This is a genomic window from Rhodococcus sp. C-2, assembly GCF_027854095.1.
Lineage (GTDB): Bacteria > Actinomycetota > Actinomycetes > Mycobacteriales > Mycobacteriaceae > Rhodococcus_F > Rhodococcus_F qingshengii.
In genome coordinates this window covers 235499-254065 of the sequence record NZ_JAQGFI010000007.1, presented here as the reverse complement: position 1 = coordinate 254065, position 18567 = coordinate 235499, and the positions used below count along the sequence as shown (strand labels likewise).

20 protein-coding genes and 2 tRNA genes are annotated in these 18567 nt (G+C 61.4%); 6 read left to right on the top strand and 16 right to left on the bottom strand.

From position 1 onward, the window contains the following. Nucleotides 1–274: 274 nt before the first annotated feature. From PCS43_RS17315 to PCS43_RS17265, 11 genes are all read right to left on the bottom strand, one after another. A complete protein-coding gene (locus PCS43_RS17315; protein WP_209909032.1) occupies nt 275–592 on the bottom strand; it encodes an HNH endonuclease in 318 nt (105 codons plus the stop codon). A 3-nt stretch (nt 593–595) separates the two neighbouring features. Next, on the bottom strand, nt 596–1501 hold the full coding sequence (locus PCS43_RS17310) for a hypothetical protein (protein ID WP_209909035.1): 906 nt from the start codon (nt 1499–1501) through the stop codon (nt 596–598). Next, nucleotides 1498–1668 (bottom strand): hypothetical protein, encoded by a 171-nt coding sequence (locus PCS43_RS17305; RefSeq protein ID WP_158510645.1) that lies wholly within the window; start codon nt 1666–1668, stop codon nt 1498–1500. The genes PCS43_RS17310 and PCS43_RS17305 overlap by 4 nt, the downstream gene beginning before the upstream one ends. Before the next feature lie 29 nt (nt 1669–1697). Beyond that, a complete protein-coding gene (locus PCS43_RS17300; RefSeq protein ID WP_270923073.1) occupies nt 1698–6233 on the bottom strand; it encodes a hypothetical protein in 4536 nt (1511 codons plus the stop codon). Between the two features lie 320 nt (nt 6234–6553). After that, entirely contained in the window at nt 6554–6955 is a 402-nt protein-coding gene (locus PCS43_RS17295; protein ID WP_209909040.1) for a hypothetical protein, read from the bottom strand. Beyond that, the gene (locus PCS43_RS17290; RefSeq protein WP_209909043.1) at nt 6942–7226 is read right to left on the bottom strand and encodes a hypothetical protein; all 285 of its coding nucleotides are present in this window, start codon (nt 7224–7226) and stop codon (nt 6942–6944) included. Before PCS43_RS17290 ends, PCS43_RS17295 begins: the two co-directional genes overlap by 14 nt. Further along, nucleotides 7223–7504 carry a WhiB family transcriptional regulator gene (locus PCS43_RS17285; RefSeq protein WP_209909046.1) on the bottom strand — a complete coding sequence of 94 codons (282 nt, stop codon included), beginning with the start codon at nt 7502–7504 and terminating at the stop codon, nt 7223–7225. Before PCS43_RS17285 ends, PCS43_RS17290 begins: the two co-directional genes overlap by 4 nt. Nucleotides 7505–7681: 177 nt before the next feature. Continuing rightward, the gene (locus tag PCS43_RS17280) at nt 7682–7996 is read right to left on the bottom strand and encodes a hypothetical protein (RefSeq protein WP_209909049.1); all 315 of its coding nucleotides are present in this window, start codon (nt 7994–7996) and stop codon (nt 7682–7684) included. Nucleotides 7997–8569: 573 nt separating this feature from the next. Next, a complete protein-coding gene (locus PCS43_RS17275; protein ID WP_270923072.1) occupies nt 8570–8851 on the bottom strand; it encodes a hypothetical protein in 282 nt (93 codons plus the stop codon). 206 nt (nt 8852–9057) lie between these two features. After that, entirely contained in the window at nt 9058–9312 is a 255-nt protein-coding gene (locus PCS43_RS17270; RefSeq protein ID WP_209909055.1) for a hypothetical protein, read from the bottom strand. Nucleotides 9313–9407: 95 nt separating this feature from the next. Then, a complete protein-coding gene (locus PCS43_RS17265; protein WP_054826069.1) occupies nt 9408–9605 on the bottom strand; it encodes a helix-turn-helix transcriptional regulator in 198 nt (65 codons plus the stop codon). 134 nt (nt 9606–9739) lie between these two features. Here PCS43_RS17265 and PCS43_RS17260 point away from each other — a divergent pair, with 134 nt between their 5' ends. Beyond that, nucleotides 9740–10366 carry a hypothetical protein gene (locus PCS43_RS17260; RefSeq protein WP_209909059.1) on the top strand — a complete coding sequence of 209 codons (627 nt, stop codon included), beginning with the start codon at nt 9740–9742 and terminating at the stop codon, nt 10364–10366. Further along, nucleotides 10356–11528: a tyrosine-type recombinase/integrase gene (locus PCS43_RS17255; protein WP_209909063.1), complete on the top strand. Its 1173-nt coding sequence runs from the start codon at nt 10356–10358 to the stop codon at nt 11526–11528. The genes PCS43_RS17260 and PCS43_RS17255 overlap by 11 nt, the downstream gene beginning before the upstream one ends. 44 nt (nt 11529–11572) lie before the next feature. On the opposite strand, the gene PCS43_RS17250 is transcribed toward PCS43_RS17255, so the two are convergent. After that, a tRNA-Ile gene (locus tag PCS43_RS17250) sits at nt 11573–11646 on the bottom strand. Nucleotides 11647–11823: 177 nt separating this feature from the next. On the opposite strand from PCS43_RS17250, the gene PCS43_RS17245 reads away from it, so the two are divergent. Together PCS43_RS17245 and PCS43_RS33355 are read left to right on the top strand one after the other, a co-directional pair. After that, the gene (locus PCS43_RS17245) at nt 11824–12021 is read left to right on the top strand and encodes a hypothetical protein (RefSeq protein WP_003941659.1); all 198 of its coding nucleotides are present in this window, start codon (nt 11824–11826) and stop codon (nt 12019–12021) included. A gap of 181 nt (nt 12022–12202) precedes the next feature. Next, on the top strand, nt 12203–12439 hold the full coding sequence (locus tag PCS43_RS33355) for an HAD-IA family hydrolase (protein ID WP_333779578.1): 237 nt from the start codon (nt 12203–12205) through the stop codon (nt 12437–12439). A gap of 56 nt (nt 12440–12495) precedes the next feature. Here PCS43_RS33355 and PCS43_RS17235 read toward each other — a convergent pair. Beyond that, nucleotides 12496–12568, bottom strand: a tRNA-Asn gene (locus PCS43_RS17235). Nucleotides 12569–12704: 136 nt separating this feature from the next. Here PCS43_RS17235 and PCS43_RS17230 point away from each other — a divergent pair. Beyond that, nucleotides 12705–12956, top strand: coding sequence for a hypothetical protein (locus PCS43_RS17230; protein ID WP_003941570.1), 252 nt, complete (start codon nt 12705–12707; stop codon nt 12954–12956). Between the two features lies 1 nt (nt 12957). Here PCS43_RS17230 and dnaG read toward each other — a convergent pair whose 3' ends face one another. Continuing rightward, nucleotides 12958–14877, bottom strand: coding sequence for a DNA primase (dnaG, locus tag PCS43_RS17225; protein ID WP_007731115.1), 1920 nt, complete (start codon nt 14875–14877; stop codon nt 12958–12960). A gap of 72 nt (nt 14878–14949) precedes the next feature. Here dnaG and PCS43_RS17220 point away from each other — a divergent pair, with 72 nt between their 5' ends. Then, nucleotides 14950–16500, top strand: coding sequence for a serine/threonine-protein kinase (locus PCS43_RS17220; RefSeq protein ID WP_209909070.1), 1551 nt, complete (start codon nt 14950–14952; stop codon nt 16498–16500). 13 nt (nt 16501–16513) lie between these two features. Here the strand turns inward: PCS43_RS17220 and PCS43_RS17215 are convergent, their stop codons facing one another. After that, nucleotides 16514–17812, bottom strand: coding sequence for a deoxyguanosinetriphosphate triphosphohydrolase (locus PCS43_RS17215; protein WP_007731110.1), 1299 nt, complete (start codon nt 17810–17812; stop codon nt 16514–16516). Nucleotides 17813–17817: 5 nt separating this feature from the next. Then, nucleotides 17818–18507: a YdcF family protein gene (locus PCS43_RS17210; RefSeq protein WP_007731109.1), complete on the bottom strand. Its 690-nt coding sequence runs from the start codon at nt 18505–18507 to the stop codon at nt 17818–17820. Between the last annotated feature and the right edge of the window lie 60 nt (nt 18508–18567).

Genomic DNA, 18567 nt, shown 5'->3' with positions numbered 1-18567 from the left:
CTTCTGACGGTTGCCCTGGTGCTGAAACTGCCCACCTCGCGCCCCTGGATGACTGGTGATCGTGGGCTCTGATTCGTCTCAGGCCCCGATATGGCCCATCTGGGGCCCAAACCCCCAGACCCGTAGGCGTTCCGAGCCACAGAGCGTTGCGGCTGGACGATGGGGGCCGGGAGGGAGGTGGTGCCCCTGGCCTGCTGCTGGTGGAGCTGAGCCCATCCGTGTGGCACGAACCCCACCTCGATCGATGCTGTGCATGCCCGAGGGATCGTCGGTGTCACAGCAGCCCTGGGTGCTTGGCGAACGTCGAGGGATGCCGGCGCTTCTTCTGGTTCACCCTGCGTGCTGCCGCTGACTCTTGTGCGGTTTTCTGCTTATGACATGTCGAGCACACGGCTTGCATGTTCATGACGTCCTCGGCTCCACCTGATTCGATGTTGACGATGTGGTCCGCTTCGGTGGCCTTGCCTGTGCATCCCTCGTAGCGAAGCTGGCAGCGTTCCTTGTCTCGTGCGAGGACTGCTGAGCGTCGGTTGCGGTGCCCGGGTGTGCGTGTGCGGTGACTGCTCCCTGTTCCCCAGTTGCTCTGTGCCATGAGTCAGAACACCGACAGGGTCTCGTGGATGCGGCGCTTGGGGTTGGGCTTGCCTTCTCGCTCAGCCTTGTGTGCAGCGATGATGGCTTCTCGGTCTGCCTCTTTACGGTCCGCCCACAGTTGAAGGAGCTGCTGCTTGGTCGGCACCCACACCTTGGCGTCAGAGGTGGCGAGCCATACCAGCTGTGCGAGTGGATCAGCCGGCCACGGCGCAGAGATGAGCCGCTCACCGGAGATTGCATCGCGCGGTACGTCACTGGCTGCCTGTGCGCGCCAGCCTGGCCATACCTCGTCGAGGTTGGCGATGTCGGTGTCTCGTGCCAGTCGATCGTTGTCACCGATTCGTCTGGCGCTTTCGAGGATTCCCTCGTAGTTCTGTCCCATCACTACGGTCTGAGCTGTCCTGAGTGCGTCGTACTGTGCTCGCAGTGTGGGTAGTTGGCGCCATGCATCGGATGCCTTCTTGCCGGCGGTGATGGCGTCGTCTGCGGAATGGATGCCGTCGAGGTCCTGTGCGAGCGTGCGGACTTCACAGACGGTTGCAGTGACGCGGGCGTTGAGCTCGGTGAGGATGGCCGGCGCGGCTCCTGAGATGACGCTCTCGCACTGAATCACTGCGCGCTTGGCCAAGTCGTCGAGGACTGTCCGTTGGTTCTGGTGGTCTTCGATGTAGGCGCGCTGGCGGGCGAGGTGCTGGCCGAAGTCGTCGGGAACCTCTCCGGTGGTGAGGATTCGCTCGATGTCAGCTTCGGAGTCCGACTGCTCGGGGTCGAGGTGCAAGGCCTGCAGTCGATGCAGGCAGGTATCGGCCACCTGGACAGCCTGGGTCCATCCCGGAAGCTGTGAGGCGATCTCAGCGAGGATGGTGTTGGAGGTGTAGCGGGCAACGGGGCGAAGGTAGTGGTTCATTTGGTTCCCTTTCCGAAACGGCGTTCGGCTTCTGCGGCACCGGAGGATCCGGCTTTGCGTTTGGCTTGCTGTGGTGTGACTCGGGTTCGTGCAACGAGAGCTTCGAACTCTTCGTCGGTGAGGGTGTAGAGGTATTCCTCTAGGGCGAGGTCGAAATCTGCGGACATGACGTCCCTTTCGGTTGGCCTGGTGGCGTTCATCGCCCGGTGAAAGATGTGGCTTGCTGCTTCTGTCGGATGCGTTCCTTGCGGATCGCTTCATCAATGTCTGTGACGTGATAATGGATGTGCTCCTCGATGACGCGGCCACCTTCGGCGATCGCGGACTGAATCGAGTTGGACCCGAGCTGATCTGAAACGACCGGGCCGACTGCTTGCGCTCCCATGGCAGCGGACTGAATATCCATCGCTGCCTGCCAGTACCGATGATTCGGATCCAAGGGCGTGCCCTGAACTCCGAGGATCTCCGGGAGCGCCTTCTTGGCGATGTCGCCCGCCTGGGTTCCGAACTTGCTGATTCGGCCTTCGAGGTAGAGCCGCTGTTCCTCCGGCGTGAAGACACCACCCTCGGCGAACATGCCCGCCATTTGCATGCCCATCGCCCGCTGCACACCCTCGACACCCTGCTTGCGGGCGATCGAGTTCATGCCATCGACGAACGACGGACCTACAGCGCGAGTCCACTCGGGCCGCATGATCGACTCACCGCCGGAAACTCCGACCTGGAACTTGTCCTGGCCGGGGCTGTATCCGGGGATGATCCCACCGAGTGCGTAGCCGTGCCCTTGGCCGATGACGTCAAGCAGGCTGTCGCCGTACTTCTGCTCGCCGTAGCGAACCATGGCGTTCAGCATTGCCCATGCATTGCGACGGTCATCCGGCAACGCGGGGTCCCGATATGCCTGCCACGTCTCCGGAATCATCTGCCCCAGGCCGACTCCGGCAGCTTCACCGGTTCCGTTCACATCGACGATCTGCTGGGCAATATCCTTGTCTCCACCCGACTCGGTGTCGACCTGCCGCATCCAGGCGTCAATCTTTGCCGGAGTTGGGTCGTACCCTTGGTTCTTGTAGGCGTCGATCATCATCTGACGCCACTGCTCAGCGCCAGCGCCAGGCTCGAACGAACCGCTACCCGAACCCGAACTCATCGACCCACGGATAGCCGCAGTCAACGCATCCTTGATTGCGTTGAACGCGGCCTTGGGAAGTTGGCCGACCAAAGAAGGGCCGAAGTCCGGGATCCCGGCACCGATACCGGTGACGGCCTTGTCGAACGTCGATGCAGCAAGTCGCCGAGCAGCATTCGCTGCACTGGCGAACAATCCGCCGCCACCCTGGCCGCCACTGGCGAACTGACCAGCCAACTCCTGCAGGGTGTACTGCAACCCGAACATTGAGTTGTCAGAACCTCGAGCAGGTCCACCCCACTGCACACCGTTGTCGCCCGACGACTCCGCATTGGTGCCGTCGATCGTTCCCGCCATGTGCGAGTTCTCGCCGCCACCACCGCGCATGATGCCGATCGTCACGCGACCGTCGAGGCCGGGCTTCCAGCCCATCGACTCGAAGTCCGACTCCGTATTGAACAGACGCCCCGAAGTAGCAGGCCGACCGGACAACTCGTTGACGATGCCCGACCAGAGGCCCGAGCAGTCCCATGAAGGATTGCCGGTGCCGCCGTACTGGTACGGCTTCCCGCTCTCGTGCTGCATGAAGCCCTTGGCACGGGCGACTGCTTCGTCGACCGATCCGCCGACCTTCATACGGATGCCGGTGAACATCCCCTCTGCCAAGACTTTTCCCTTGGCGATGAGCGGGTTGTTGTTCAGTCGGTCGAGGTTGGCGACGCCGATCTTGTCGACCGCCGATGCCCGCATGACGTACTCGCCATTGGACAGTTTCGCGTCGATCAAGTCGTCAGTCGGACCGCCGCGGCCACGAACGTGGCCACCGGTGGCATACCGCTGAACGAGCTCGGGACCGCCCTCCGACTTACCTGTACCCGAGATCTCGATGCGGTTGACGCCATCCCACTTATCGAGGCCGAAGACGTTGGCGACGGCATCCCAGGCATTCTTGAGAGCTCCGTTGATGACGTGATCGATGATCCAGTTGATCGGGCCGGCTGCCATCCCCTTCAGCCGATCCCAGTTTCCGCCGAAGCCTTCGACGATCCCGCGACCGAATTCGAGGAGGGTCCCGAGACCTTCCTTGAGGCCCGGGAAGATCGTTCCGGTGATGTTCCCGACGACCTCACCGATCTTGGAACCGAGGTTGCCCCAGTTGGTCTGGCCATCCTCCGTAGTTCCGAGGATGTTCTTCGCCAGATCGCCGAGGCTGGACTTGAAATTACTGAAGTCGCCTGTGCCTAGCGAGATCAGAGCCTGGGCGGCGTTCGATCCGAAGGTCCCGAACTCACTGCTACCGATCCGCTGAGTCTCGATCGACTTGAGTTGCAGTTCTTCGAGCTTGCGGTCGAATTCCTCGACGTCGCCGAACGTCTGTTCCCATTCCTCGCGGGTGTACTGCTTCTGTCCGCCCGATCGACCACCACCCACGTTCGGACCGGGAACGGTGTTCGGAAGGAAGGCGATTCCGTTTCCGTTCGTGTTCGGCGTGAAGCCTTCCCCGTTTTCGGGTGACGGGAGGTTGCCGTCTCCACCGCCGTCGCCCCCGAAGAGTCCGGACAGCCAGCCCCACGTCTTCTTGATGTTGCCGATGCCCATGTTGATGGCGCCGCCGTTTGCCCCGGGAACCCCGGCTGCTCGGAAGATCGACGAGTAGCTTTCGCCGGCCACTCCGCCGAGGCTTCGGAGTGCTCCGCCGAAGTCGCCCTTCGAGGCGCTGTTAGCGGCACCGAAAACTCCGACCGGCGCCCCGTCTGTCGGGAAGGCTCGGTTGATCAGGTCCGTCGTCTGTGCGACCAGGATTCCGGCTTCCTTGACCAAGGTCAGGATGTCGGTGATCGTTTTGCGGACGTCCTCCCAGAAGTCGCGCATCTTCTGCTGACCTTCAGCGGTGCGCATCCAGTCTGCGAATTCACGCATCGTGTCAGTGAGGCTCTTCACCATTGACTGGCCGGCCTCATCGGAGGTGCTGAACAGTCCTCCGACTACTCGGCCGATCTCGACGAACAGATCCTTGATTTCACCGAAGGCTCTGATCGAGTCCTCCATGAAAGTGCGGATCTTGTTCTGCCCCTCCTCGGAAGCAGTCCATTCCTGGAAACTCTTCATCGTGTCCGCGAACGAACCGCTGAGCCCGGGCAGGAAATCGGATCCGATCGAAGCGATATTCGTCAGTCCACCAAAGAGATCCGAGAGTCCGTCGATAACGGGCTGCATCGAGATCCGGGTGTTCTCGAGAATGTTCGTCCAGTCGAGCTTGCTGGACTCACTCGACAGGTCAGCGATCGCGCCCTTCAGCCCGATGTTGATCTCGGTCGCAATGCCGCCGAGGCCGTTCTTGAGGATCGGGAAGTAGTTCGTCGCGAGATCGGTGATCGATCCGCCGAGCCCAGCAAACAGGTTGTCCTGGATCTGGAGTCGGAGATCCTTCCAGGCATCACCGAGGCTGCGGGTTTCCTCCACGAACGCACGGGCGTTGGGTGACAGGTTCGCCAGAGCTGCGGCATACTCGTCGACTGCGTCAGCATTAGCCGTTGTCGCTTCAGCGGCACGTTGCTGAGCATCGATGACGGCTTCCTGCGAATCCGCAAGGTTCTGCTGTGCATCGAGAACTGCACCCTGCGCGTCAGCTACAGCAAGGTGTGAATCCGCCAGAGACCTCTGCGAATCGATGACGCCCTGATCTGCATCGGCGATGGCTTCTTTCGCGGAGACAACCTGCTCGGAACCTTCGACACCAGCCTGATTCGCCGCAGCGACCTCATCGCGGAGGTCACCATTGCGCTCACGCACTTCGTCGAGACGTTGCTTCGCCTCATCGACGCCGAGAACAGCCTCGGAAATGTCGAGCTGAGTGACCGGCTGGCCACCCTTCCAGAGATCCCGCAACTGCTGCTCGGCGCGACGAACCGCCAACTCGGCGCCACGCTCGTCGAGAGCGGACCCCTTCAGCGCGAGGTTCAGGTCCTCGATCTGCTCCTGAGCGTCCTTGCGGGCCCGGGTCAGACTCTTCTGGGCGTCCTCAGCCTTCTTCTGTGCCTGGATAACTCCACGCTCAGCGCGCTCGACGTTGTCCAGTGCGGTGCCGACGCCACGCTGGGCGCGAGCGACGCCGTCAGCAGCCTTCTCCACGCCGCGCTCAGCAGACGCAACAGCCTTCGCGGCCGACGCACGTTCCCGCGCCTCGGTCGCCTGCTGCTTCGCTGTCTTTGCGGCATTCTTCGCAGCTTCCTCGGCGGCCTTAGAGCCCTTGGAGAAGGCGTCGAAGATGCCGGTGGAGCCGACGACGATTGTCGCGATGCCGGCCGCTGCAGATGCGGCAACGGCAGGGAGCAGTGAAATGACTCCCGCAGCCTGGGCGAGCTGACCGATCAGCGGAACAAGGCTGACCGCGGCTAGTCCAACGAGGGCTGCAGTTGCCAGCCCAATGGGGCTGATAATCCCCGAGGCAGCGGTACCGATCGAGCCGATGCCTCCGACAGTGCCGATCCCCTGGGAAGCTGCCCGATGCTGCCAACTGCGCCAGTGCGGCAGTGATGTCGAGATCGAAGTCCGCGTGCATCGAGCGGCTGGCCTCGACCCGGAAGGCGCGGAGTTGTTCACGCGCCACGGTCAGATCGAGACGAATTGGAATGGTGATGGCGGAATCGACTGAGGTCGCCGCCAAGTCCGTACGGAGTTGCTGTCTGAATCCCGAAAGGTCTGGGGAGACCTTCACCTTCAAGTTTGCGTTGAATCTCCCCAGGCCCGTTTCGAGCTTCTGTTTGAAGTTGTTCAGATCAGGGACGATGACGACGGGAGCTTCGACCCGCTCCGATCGGAGTTGCATCTTGACTCTTCGATGGAATCCGCTCAGATCAGGTGAGATTTTGATCGATGCGGTTCCGGCGTTGAACTGAACAGCCAAGGCAAACCTCCGGGTACTACGCCACGAGACCCCTTGTCCCGTAAGCCATCACGACATTCCTGTCGAATTCGAGGGCCCCGGCGCCCGTCCTTCGACCGTCCAGCGATCTCGCGATCCGTTGAACGTGGCGTCTGCTGCACCCGAGGATTTCCGCGGCTTCAGCACTGCCTATGGATAATTGTTGTGGGATAGGCTCTTTGGCGACGTCGCCTTGTCGCCGCCTACTGAGTTCGTCGGCGGCGGCGTTCAGTCCGTAGAGCAGTTCTTGCTGCAGCTCAAAGAGCTTTGGCTCCACTTTGTAGCCCTCTGTGGTCATCTTGCGGATGGCAATCGAGACCAGCAGATACATGTCGCGGACGGCTTGCCCTCGGAGCAGGATCACTCCCGCTCCGAGGTGCTCAGCGTCAGCCCTCGTCATCCGACAAGGTGATGTCGCCGAACGACGCAGCGTGAGCAGCGAGGTCGACCATCTGCTTCTCGAACTCGTCGCCCATGTGAGCCTTGAAGATGTCAGCGAGGGCGAAGAGGCTCGCGAAAGTCAGTTCCGCCAAACGATTGCGCTCGTTGGCTTCGTCGATGACGACTTGCACACCTTCGATGTCGCGGCGTTTGGCGTGGGCGATCGCGGCGAAGCAGCGGGAGAAGTCTTGGGGCGCGCAGATCTGGTGGATTTCTTCGGGCATGCTCATGCTGTTGCCTTTCGTTGAGGTGTCGTGGGCGCGCGGAGGTGCGCGCCCCAAATTCCAGTGCTGTCGTGCTCTCTCGCGGCCGTATCGCACGCAAGCCTTACCGGGCATACGATGCAGACCAATCGCGCCTCACGGTGGCGCTGAGAGCGACTCTCGATGGACTCGTCGTCGATGAAGTCATCGAAAAGCGGTGCGCGGCCCGTACAGAGCGCACCTTCGAGTCGTTCGTCGACGAGCGAGGCCAACAGCTCGAGAGGTTCTTTCTTGCGGCGGCTCATCGGATCAGCCCCTCGATGTAGTCGAACTGTTTGAGTAGATGCGGTTTACAAACCAGGCACGGCACCATCCGGCCGTCGAGATCCTCACCGAGCCATCCGTTGCGACACTGAGGGTCATGGGAAGCAGCGACCTCGGATGAAACTTCTTCAGGCTCATCTCCAAAGCGATCTTTCATCTCAACCAGCTCTCCGACGCAAGGGGCGCTTTCTGTGGAGTCGAATCTTCTGGGCTATCCCGTATCCGCGTAACCCTTCGGCAGCGAGTTCCTTGGCGAGGAGTTCTTCGTCCTCGTTCAGGAAGCCGAGCATTTGACGTGCATGCTCCAGAGGAGTCAGCGGCTCCGACTCCTCCTCAGGCTCGGGATGCCATGTCGGTTGCTGTTTCTCGGGAGCCTTGAGAATCGGATCCTCGGTCGGCGTCGGCTTGAGAAGGCTGCTGCCGAAGATGGCGCTGAATCCCGGATCGAGTTCATCCCGCGGTTTGTCTTCCACCACTTCAGCTTCAACAGGCTCGTGCTCCTTCTCCTCGCGTGCGCTCGCGTACGCGTTACTTACAGAAGAGAGAGATTGATCTGGTGTTAATGAACTGATGTAAGGAACTGGTACCGGGACATCCAGGTGTCCCTTAGTCGAGCCCAAATGTCCCCTAGTCGTCTCTGAATGTCCCCTAGTCGAGTCCGACTGTGGGACATCTGAATGTCCCCTAGTCTCATTTGGATAGTGGGACATCTGGGTGTCCCCTAGTCCAGACTCTTCGACCACAGGAAAAGTCAGTCGGTAGACGTTGGCCGAATTCCTCATTCGGCCTTGCCGGCCCTTCGTCGTACATTCCACGAACCCGAGTTCGATCCCCACATTGATGGCTCGCGTGACCGTCTTCTCGGAGACGTGCCCGCTATCCGTCAGAAGCGACTCTGCGATCTTGGAACGGCCTGGACGAGCATTGCGCCCGTCCGGGTCGGCATAGGATTCGAGCTCGAGAAGGACGCGCCGCGCGGCGTCGGAGAGGTACGGGTCGCGCACCACCATCCGGCGCCACGCGTAACGCATCGAGTCAGTCACAGATCAAGCCACCTCTCCGATGTTGTCGGAGGTCCCCGCAGCGAGATCCGCAAGCAAGAGCAGTCCCCGCGCCATCCACACTGCTTCCTCGACTGTCAGGGAGTACTTCCACTGATGCTCGGCGCGGATGGGCTCTCCGTCGCGGCCCCACCCGTGGCGTTCAAAGCTAATCCGGGGTGCGCTCTGCTCGGGTTGCTGACTGACGTTCATCGCGATGTACGCCAGTTGCCATGTCTCAGTCTTCTCTTCGAGTTTTGCCAACTGGAGGGAGCGCGGGATCGTCAACGGGCTCGAGCGCCACTCGGACTGACTCGGTTGTGCAACATCTCCGTCGTAGCAATCAATAGCGTCGTGGTCAGAGTCGGACCAAGCCGGCCTGTCACGATCAAAGGATGCGGTCGGGGCGTAACCCTGAAACTCCCTGTACCGGTCCATTTCTCGTTGGAACTGTGCGCACTCCGACTTAGCGGCATCGAAATTCCGGCTGGTCATCACGCCACCTCCGCAAACCCGGCACCGTGGGAGAACCGAACAATCAGGGCCGAATCGCCGAGAACGGCCGCCAGCTCCTCTGCCTCGTCGAACGACAAGCGGAGAGAAGGGTTCCCGGCCCCGGGAAGAGTGATCTCGATGCCGCCGTTTTCGGTGACGCCAACGCGGACACACTGCTTATTGCCGAGGGAGTCGCGGTGTGACCCGACTCTCACTTCACTTTCGAAGACGTTGGGCACTACAATGGTGGACATAGATGCTCCTTCGTAAGGGTTGGGGTTCTGCTCGATGGCACTGATCACAAATGCGGTTGGCCCCGCGTGATCGGTGCCGTTTTCTTTTGCGCGCATCAGTCGCCGCTCGCGGCGGAATACTGTGCGTCCTCCCATGCGATGACGTCACTTAGCTTGTACCGGCAGTGACGGCCGATCTTGACGTAGCGTGGGCCCTTTTTCTCGTAGGCCCACTTCGTCAGGGTTGTGACCGGAAGCTTCAACCGGCCCGCAAGGTCTGGCCGGCTGAGCCAATAATCTTCCGAGTTATTCACCGTGAACTCCTTTGTCGAAACAGCTCGTCGAGCTGTTGCATTCAGTAGACCACGCAAGGCGACCCGTTGCAACAACACGTCGAACTAGTTCGACGGATTGACGAGATAGTTCGCAACAAGCAAGGATGCAAGCCATGCCGAACTTTGTTGCGATGCGTCAGGGGATCCGACCACAGGGTTGGATGCTGTACGGAAATCGCTTGTGGGTGCAGTCACCTCGCAAGGTGCTCGTTCACCCGATGCCCGATGACACCGTGCCGCTCGGCTTCATGGTCGACATGACTACTGACGTAGTCCAGGGACGGCTGGTATGCGTGTCCATGCGACTTACGGTCGAGGAGAATGGCGAGGTCACTTCCGATGTTCTGCGCCGCATCCCTATCGCAAACTGGGTGGAACAGGCCGCTCGAAAGCTGGGGATTGTTCGGGAACTTCAACTGCAGGAGGACGGCACATTCAATCCCGTCAATTTCCAGATGCCCGATTCACACTTCGCGGACAGCGGCATGAGCGACGAAGCGCTGGAGTCCATCTCAAGGATCTACGCCTTCTGTATGGCGACTGGACAGAAACCAACCGGCGTACTTGAGCGACAATTCGGAATGGCAAGACCAACCGCATCTCGCTGGATCTCCATCGCACGAAAGCGCGGCATTCTTTCCGACGAACATCATTTCGTCCGTCATGCCGAAGATCTCATCTCGCGCGACAAGTTTGTTATGGCCTCAGTTCCCATTGAGGAGCAAAGCCGTGGCAGGTAGACCGCCCCTGCGAATCGGCCAACACGGCAAGATTGCGCGCATCCCTCTCGGCGGTGACGCGTACCTAGCCCGATGCCGCTACCGCGACGATGACGGCATTGTGCGCATTGTCGAGCGGCGCACACCGGTCGATGTCAGGGACCAGCACGGCAAAATCGCCGAAGAAGAATTACTAGACGCACTGGCGGCACGTCGAGCACCTTCCGAGGATGAAATCGACTCCGACACATTGGTTTCCGCGCTTTGTAAGACCTACTTGGCAAGGCTCGAAGAGGAGGGTCGCGCAGCGAACACGATGTCTACCTACGAGTTCGCGCTCGGTAAACTCAACCTGAAAATCGGCGGCCTCCGCATAAGCGAGGCATCCGCAGGCCGTATCGATACAGCGTTGCGGGCGATGTCGAAGCAGCACGGACCGACTATGGCGCGCCAAGCGAAGACCATCCTCCGCGGTGCGTTGGCTATGGCAGTCCTCGTCGGGGCGTTGAGTTCGAATCCGGTCAATGACGTGTCGAGGATCCGGGCCAAGAATCCGCCGGCAGGCGCGAAGGCGCTTACAGGCGATCAGCTGGGCACTCTCCTGGTCGCACTCGGAGAGTCGGACTACTGCCAAGCGAACGACCTCGTGGACCCGATCACTCTCTTGATCGCCACGGGTGTGCGGCGTTCCGAACTGCTGGCGATTCGTCGGCAAGACATCGACCTCGAGTCCGGCACCGTAGCCATTACCGGCAAGGTCGTCAGAGAAAAGGGAATGGGGCTGAAGCGCGTCGACGAGACGAAGACCGCCGCCGGACTACGCACCATCCCACTCCCCCAGTTCGCAATCGAGATGCTGAAGAAGCGCGCAAAGCAACCGCGTTCCGGCACTCTCGATGTCATCTTCCCTTCAGCTGTCGGCACGTTGCGAGATCCGAACAACTTCGGCAAGCAATGGCGCAAGGTTCGCGATGACCTCGGGGTCGCTGACAGTACCTCTCACACGTTCCGCAAGTCAGTGGCCACGCTCATCGACGACGAGGGCCTGTCCGCACGCGTAGGAGCCGACCATCTTGGGCATCGAAACATCTCGATGACTCAGGACAAGTACATGACACGTGGGCGTCAGCACTCAGCGGTTGCGAAACTGCTGGATAAAGCGGTTGCCATAAAAGATGAATAAACGATGGATGCCCTATTTCGGTTTCCCGAAAAGGGCCTCTGACGTGGGGCGGGCGGGGCTCGAACCCGCGACCAATGGATTATGAGTCCACGGCTCTAACCGACTGAGCTACCGCCCCATCCGGATGCGAAGCATCGCGGCGAATCCGAATGTTACCGGCACATCCGACGCGGATCACAATCGGGCAGGCGGTGACGCGTTGCACTCTTTCGAGTCGAGTCTTCCAAGGTTGGTCGGCACAGGAGCGATGAGCCGATACCGTGGGAGTGCACACCCCACGGAACAGGATCACCACATGAAGCTTGCACTGACCGAATTCAAGAACTCGAAGGCCACGATCCGGATCATCATGTCCGACGGCGCGAAGCTGAACGGCACCGTCACCGATTTCACCGAAGACACTCTCGTCCTCAATTCTCCGAATGGTGTCTATTACATCAACCCTAGCCACATCATCCGGCTGTTCGAGCCGTCGGATCGCGCAGCGAAGTAAGCGCACCCGTCAAACAGTTCGACGGTTCCACCGAAAGCCCGACGCAGACACTTGCGTCGGGCTTTGGTGTATCTGTCGCCAATATCTACGCGTCGCGTTCACGGGTGCAGCGGCCATCGGCGTCACTGAAAACGACAATGGGCCTGTCCTGTTGGCCGCCATCGAAAGTGTTGTAACTCCAGTGGCAATCGACGAGCATGTTTTCTCCTGCATGCTCGGAGCTTCCAAACCCGACCCTGCGGCCTTCCTGGCTGCGCTGGAGTTTCTCGATGCGCGTCCACAGCAGACCTTCTTCGTCGACGACAACCCGGTGAACGTCCTAAGCGCTCGACGGCTGGGAATTCTCGCAGAACAAGCAAACAAAGCGGCAGACGTCGGATCGGCACTTCGATCGGTGGGTCTGCTGCAAACGCACTAGCGGCGACGAATACAAGAAAGCCCCCCACCCGATTTCTCAGGTGAGGGGCTTTGCTGCTCCCCCGGCTGGACTCGAACCAGCAACCGTCCGATTAACAGTCGGAAGCTCTGCCAATTGAGCTACAGGGGATTGTCTTGCTCGCTTCGCCCGTTCCGGCGTTGCCTGAGAAACTGTAGCGAATCCTTCACCGAAGTACCAAATCGCCTGCCCAGCGAGTCATCAGGCAGGATGGAGTCAGGACGATCGGTGCTGGAGGGAAGCAGGAATGATGCGTTTGTTGATCGGTGTTGCAGCTGGGTACGTCCTGGGAACCAAAGCGGGCCGCGCACGATACGAGCAGATCAGCCGGGCCGCGAAGGCGGTGGCCACCAGTCCGGCCACCAAGAAGGTGTTGGACGCGTCACGGCAGAAGCTGGCCGACTCACTGAGTACTCAGCCCAAGCTCGAGCCGATGAAGCCGATCAACGAGGAGACTACGATTCTGGTCCCCCACGACCAGCTGAAGAAAAACCGTTAGGTCAGACGCTTTGGTCGCCGACAGCCTGCTCACGCAGCTGTCGGCGATACTGCTCCAGCGCCACGAGGTCGCCGAACAGTGAGTTGTACTCCTCGGGGGCTGCAGCAGGTGAAACGCGCTGAAGCTTGGATTTGAGGTCGGCAACCTGCTCGCCCACCCACGCTTCCTGCAGTCGTGCGAGCACTCCGTTGATGTAGCGCGGAACCGTGTCTTCGTCACACGGCATCGGTTCGACGGCCAGCTCAGATACAACCGAGGCCACCGTCATGTCTTCGACGCCCTTGGTGACGACTTCGATCCACTCGGCGCCGCCGAGTCCCTTGCTCGTTCCACCGGCGTCAGCCATTGCCTGTCTGATGACAACGTAGGCGGGGTGGGTGAACGTCTCGGGCGGCAACGAGTCGAAGACACTGCCGGCGATGCCAGGGTGCTGCAATGCGGCCTTGAGGACAGCTCGCTGCGTCGAGAGCGCGGGATCGTTGGGCCGGGGCCTGGAGATTCCGATCGGCAGCGCAAGCGCATCGGCAGCAGGTTGGTCGACAACCTGACGACGCTTGGGTGCCGGTGACGATCCACGCGTCGACGCCCGTTTGCGAGCTTCGTCACGCACGCGTCGTCGAACCGACGGAAGATCGTCCCAACCGACCCATCCGCACAACAGATTCGCGTAGCTGTCGCGCAGAGTTGATTCCTTGATCTGCGCAACGACGGGCACGGTACGACGCAGTGCCTCGACACGACCTTCAGCGGTCTCCAGATCGTGTTCGGTGAGGATGGACTTCACCACGAACTCGAACATCGGAGTGCGCCGTGCCACGAGGTCGCGAACGGCGGCGTCACCAGACTTCAGACGCAGATCGCACGGGTCCATTCCGTCGGGCGCGACGGCGACGAACGTCTGCCCGGCCATCTTCTGATCACCCTCGAACGCCTTCATCGCAGCGGCCTGCCCCGCGGCATCACCGTCGAAGGTGTAGATGATCTCACCGCGAAAGTAGCTGTCGTCCATCAGGAGTCGGCGGAGCATCGCAAGGTGCTCCTCACCGAAGGCGGTCCCGCACGAAGCGACGGCGGTCTTGACGCCGGCCAAATGCATCGCCATGACGTCGGTGTAACCCTCGACGACTACCGCCTGGTGCCCCTTGGCGATGTCGCGCTTGGCGAGGTCCAAGCCGAACAAGACCTGAGACTTCTTGTAGAGAATCGTTTCCGGCGTGTTGACGTACTTACCCGGCATGGTGTCGTCGTCGAAGAGCTTGCGGGCACCGAAGCCGATGACGTCACCGGCGACGCTGCGGATCGGCCACAGAAGTCGGCGATGGAACCGGTCGATCGGACCTCGCCGGCCTTCTTTGGACAGCCCGGCTGCTTCTAGTTCTTTGAACTCGAAACCTTTGGACATCAAGTATTTTGTGAGAGTGTCCCAACCTTCTGGCGCGTATCCACACCCGAACTGCAGGGCCGCTGCACCGTCGAAGTTTCTCTCGGTGAGGTAGTCGCGAGCCGCCTGGGCATCGGGTTCGCGCAGACGAGCGGCGTAGAACTCCTGAGCCGCCGCGTTTGCTGCGATCAAGCGTGCACGGGTGCCGCGATCGCGCTGAACGGACGGTCCGCCGCCCTCGTACGAAATCGTGTAGCTGAGTCGATCCGCCAACTGCTCGACGGCCTCTACGAAGCTGATGTGATCCATCTTCTGCAGGAACGAGTACACATCACCACCCTCACCGCAGCCGAAGCAGTGGTAGAGGCCGTGGTTGGGTCGCACATGGAACGACGGCGACTTCTCGTCGTGAAAGGGACACAGACCTTTGATCGAATCGCCACCGGCACGCTTGAGTGAAACGTATTCACCGACGATGTCCTCGATGCGAGTGCGTTCGCGAATGGCCGCGATGTCTCTGTCAGAAATTCGGCCCGCCACGTACATCAGTCTAGGCGGTCCCCCGGCACCTCCTGACAACGATATGTTGATGGCCGACTCTGCACCGCAGCGATGGGACCGACGATTACTGAAAACGCCTCGAGCTCGCACGAAGGGCGATCAGGAACCCGATTCGGCGTGTACGAGTTGCGTAGCCTCCTCGGCCGAGGCGGAATGGGTGAAGTGTACGAGGCGTACGACACCTCGAAGGATCGCCTGGTCGCTCTCAAGTTGCTCCATCGAGAGCTTGCGGCCGACCCGTCATTCCAAGCTCGTTTCCGCCGAGAATCTCGCACCACCGCCGCCCTGAACGAACCGCACGTGATCCCGGTGCACGACTGGGGCGAGATCGACGGAGTTCTCTTCATCGACATGCGATTGGTCGAAGGTCATACGTTGCGAGCCGAGTTGACCGAATTCGGCCGACTCACGCCTGTACGAGCCGTCGACATCGTCTCGCAAATCGCGTCGGCGTTGGACGCCGCCCATGCCCGCGGGCTCATCCATCGTGACGTCAAACCAGACAACATCATTCTCACGAACAACGGCTTCGCCTACCTCGTCGACTTCGGAATCGCATACTCACAGACGGACACGAAGATCACCACCGAGGGAAGCGCAGTCGGTTCGTATGCATACATGGCGCCGGAGCGGTTCGGAATCGAAACGCCGACGGCCGCAGCGGATGTCTATTCCCTGGCTTGTGTCCTCTACCAATCACTCACCGGAACAACACCTTTCAACACCACAAGCATCGAGCATCTGGTCAATTCGCACCTGAACGCTCCGCCGCCACGCCCCACACTGGCGGTTCCGTCGCTCCCGCAAGGCCTTGACGCCATCGTGGCTCGCGGCATGGCAAAGGATCCCGCACACCGCTATCCGACTACGGGAGCGCTCGCACTCCAAGCGCGGCAGGCCCTCTCGACGACCCACACCCCCGGTGCCGCCGGCGGATTGCAACCCACGATCGTCGGGCAGCCCACCTACACCACGGCGAATCCCGCTCACGGGAACTACACGCACATCGTGACAAAGACCAAGCGAAACCGAGCACCGATCGCGATCGGTGCGGCTGGAATTGCACTCGTTCTGGCCGCAGGAGGCACGGCGGCCTGGGTGACGCTGGGGAATTCGGGCCCCGAATCACCAACCGCTGTAGCAGCTTCCACCGCCACGTCGGCACTGGCGCCCATTCAGGATCCGGTCAGAACGCCGAAGCTCGAGCCGCTACCCACCGCCGGACAGCAGGCAACCACGACCACGCGGGCGCCGAACCCCGCCACGAAGAACGGCGATCTCGGGGTGAGCAAGCCGATCACCGTCCCCTCATGCAAAGGAACCGGAATCGTGGTGTTGGCCAATGCCACCGATCCGGCAACGTACGCCAGCGAGATCCAGAACTACCTCGACGCGTTCCCCGGCTCGAAATACCTACGCACAGACCAGTCCTGCCCGTCACTGCGTCAAGTCTCCGATTCGGGGACGGCGATCTACACGGTGTATCGCGAATCCGGGAACACCGAGTCGAAGATCTGCAAGGACGTTCGCGCAGCAGGTGGCGACGCTTACGGCAAGTGGCTCGATACCACTACCGACCCGTCGACGCGGATGACTTGCTGAGGGCGTAAGTGGCTCAGCCCCAGCTGGCCTGCGCGCCCAGGCTCGCTTTGTCCACCCGTTCGAGCCGACTCTCCGTGTACGACGCGATCTGATCCACCACTACCCGGACCCGAGCACCGTCGTCCGCGGCGCGTTCCCACGCGGGCAGCAGGATCGGATCGAGCCCGGCCGGCGCAGTTGCCAGCAGCCATTCCGCGACGCGATGAACACGATCACGCTGCCGATCCTGACGCGCTTTGTGTCCGGCGTCGGACATCACGTAGTACAGCGCCACGGTCTTGAGCAACGCCACCTCGGATGCGACGGCCTCGGGTATGTCGAGGTCGGCTTGATAGCGCGAGAGGGGTCGGTCACCGTGTGTCAGCCGGGTGCTGGCGATCGCCGCGGTGGCGAAGCGACCCACCAATTCACTCGTGAGATTCTTCAACGCGACGGAACTTCCGAGTGTTCCGTCGAAACTTCCGACCCCGCGTACGACGGGGAGTTCGGACAACCGTTGAGCGGCGTCGATCAGATCGTCGACTACCAACCCCCGAAACTCGGAGGCCCCCAGTTCTGCCAGTGCGCGCTGCTCGGACGGATCAGCAAGCGAGCGAAGGTCGATACGGCCTGCGATCACCCCGTCCTCCACGTCGTGCACGGAGTACGCGATGTCGTCGGCCCAGTCCATGACCTGAGCTTCCAGGCATTGCCGACGCTCGGGCGCTCCCTCGCGAACCCAGGCGAGCACCTCTGCGTCGTCGTCGTATGCCCCGAACTTCGCGCCGGGCTCAGGGCGGGTCCAGGGATACTTGATGGCTGCGTCGAGTGACGCCCTGGTGAGATTGAGGCCTGCGCTCAGACCGTCGGGGCGCAGGATCTTGGGTTCGAGGCTGGTCAAGATCCGCAGATTCTGCGCATTGCCCTCGAAACCTCCGCAGTCCTTGGCGACTTCGTCGAGGGCCTTCTCGCCGTTGTGACCGTACGGTGGGTGCCCGATGTCGTGCGCGAGACCGGCGAGGTCCACCAGGTCCGGATCGCAACCGAGTCCGTCGGCGATCCCTCGCCCGATCTGTGCGACCTCCATCGAGTGCGTCAACCGCGTGCGAGGTGTGTCACCGTCGCGCGGGCCGACAACCTGGGTCTTGTCGGCCAAGCGCCGCAAAGCCGCGGAGTGTTGGACACGCGCCCGATCTCGCGAGAAGTCCGAACGATGCTGCGCCGCTGCGATCTGCGAACCCGGCAACCCCGCTCGCTTCGGCGCCTCGACGACACGACGTTCGAGGTCGTGTTCGGAGTAGGTGCCGCCTCCGTAGGTGGTGTGAGCTGTCATGGTCTCTATTGCCCTGCCGTGTAGGGGAAGTCTGCCGAGAAGTGCGTGAGCTGATACCAGAGCAGCGCGCCGGTTTCGCGAGCGATTCCGTGCAACTGGGATTCGCGGGTGAAGACAGCCGGGCCCTGACGAGTAGGTGCGGTCCACGCCTGGAGTCCTGTGTCGCGGGCCATCGTCCGCGTTCGCAAGGAGTGCCACGGGTCACTGACCAGGACAGCGGAATTGATTCCCTGCGAGGACATCTCGGCGCTCACCGCGTCGATACTGAGCAGTGTGTCCGAACCGGTCTCCACCGCGGTGATCGCACTCGAAGGAATTCCGCGATCGGTCAGATACATCTTTCCCGACGCCGCTTCGGTGTACTCGTCACCTTCTTGTTTGCCGCCGACAGTGATGATCTGCGGCGCCACTCCGCGCTTGTACAGCTTGTACGCCTGCTCGAGTCGGGCCTCGAAGACGGACGACGGAGTGCCGGAATACTGAGCCGCGCCCAGAACGACTATCGCGTCGGCCGGCCGCGTGTCGTCGATGCGCGCCACCTGCCACACCCGGAACGCAGTACCCCCGACCAGAACCACGGCCATCAACACGGCACCGGCGATCAGTCGGCGCGTCCAGCGAGCCAATCCTGCCCCGAAGCCGCCCGCCCGTGAGGGTGATGGGTCGTGGGGGCGGTTACCGAAAGCAGGTTTCACTCCCGCAATTCTGCCAGTTCGCGGCGATCACCTCCGATGCCGACGCGCCACAACGGATAG

Coding starts and splice junctions, on each gene's coding strand:
- PCS43_RS17310 (WP_209909035.1), bottom strand. CDS start 1,501: ATGAACCACTACCTTCGCCCCGTTGCCCGCTACACCTCCAACACCATC.
- PCS43_RS17285 (WP_209909046.1), bottom strand. CDS start 7,504: ATGAGCCGCCGCAAGAAAGAACCTCTCGAGCTGTTGGCCTCGCTCGTC.
- PCS43_RS17260 (WP_209909059.1), top strand. CDS start 9,740: ATGCCGAACTTTGTTGCGATGCGTCAGGGGATCCGACCACAGGGTTGG.
- PCS43_RS17220 (WP_209909070.1), top strand. CDS start 14,950: ATGGGACCGACGATTACTGAAAACGCCTCGAGCTCGCACGAAGGGCGA.
- PCS43_RS17290 (WP_209909043.1), bottom strand. CDS start 7,226: ATGAGCATGCCCGAAGAAATCCACCAGATCTGCGCGCCCCAAGACTTC.
- PCS43_RS17245 (WP_003941659.1), top strand. CDS start 11,824: ATGAAGCTTGCACTGACCGAATTCAAGAACTCGAAGGCCACGATCCGG.
- PCS43_RS17215 (WP_007731110.1), bottom strand. CDS start 17,812: ATGACAGCTCACACCACCTACGGAGGCGGCACCTACTCCGAACACGAC.
- PCS43_RS17270 (WP_209909055.1), bottom strand. CDS start 9,312: ATGTCCACCATTGTAGTGCCCAACGTCTTCGAAAGTGAAGTGAGAGTC.
- PCS43_RS17295 (WP_209909040.1), bottom strand. CDS start 6,955: ATGACGAGGGCTGACGCTGAGCACCTCGGAGCGGGAGTGATCCTGCTC.
- PCS43_RS17230 (WP_003941570.1), top strand. CDS start 12,705: ATGATGCGTTTGTTGATCGGTGTTGCAGCTGGGTACGTCCTGGGAACC.
- PCS43_RS17305 (WP_158510645.1), bottom strand. CDS start 1,668: ATGTCCGCAGATTTCGACCTCGCCCTAGAGGAATACCTCTACACCCTC.
- PCS43_RS17315 (WP_209909032.1), bottom strand. CDS start 592: ATGGCACAGAGCAACTGGGGAACAGGGAGCAGTCACCGCACACGCACA.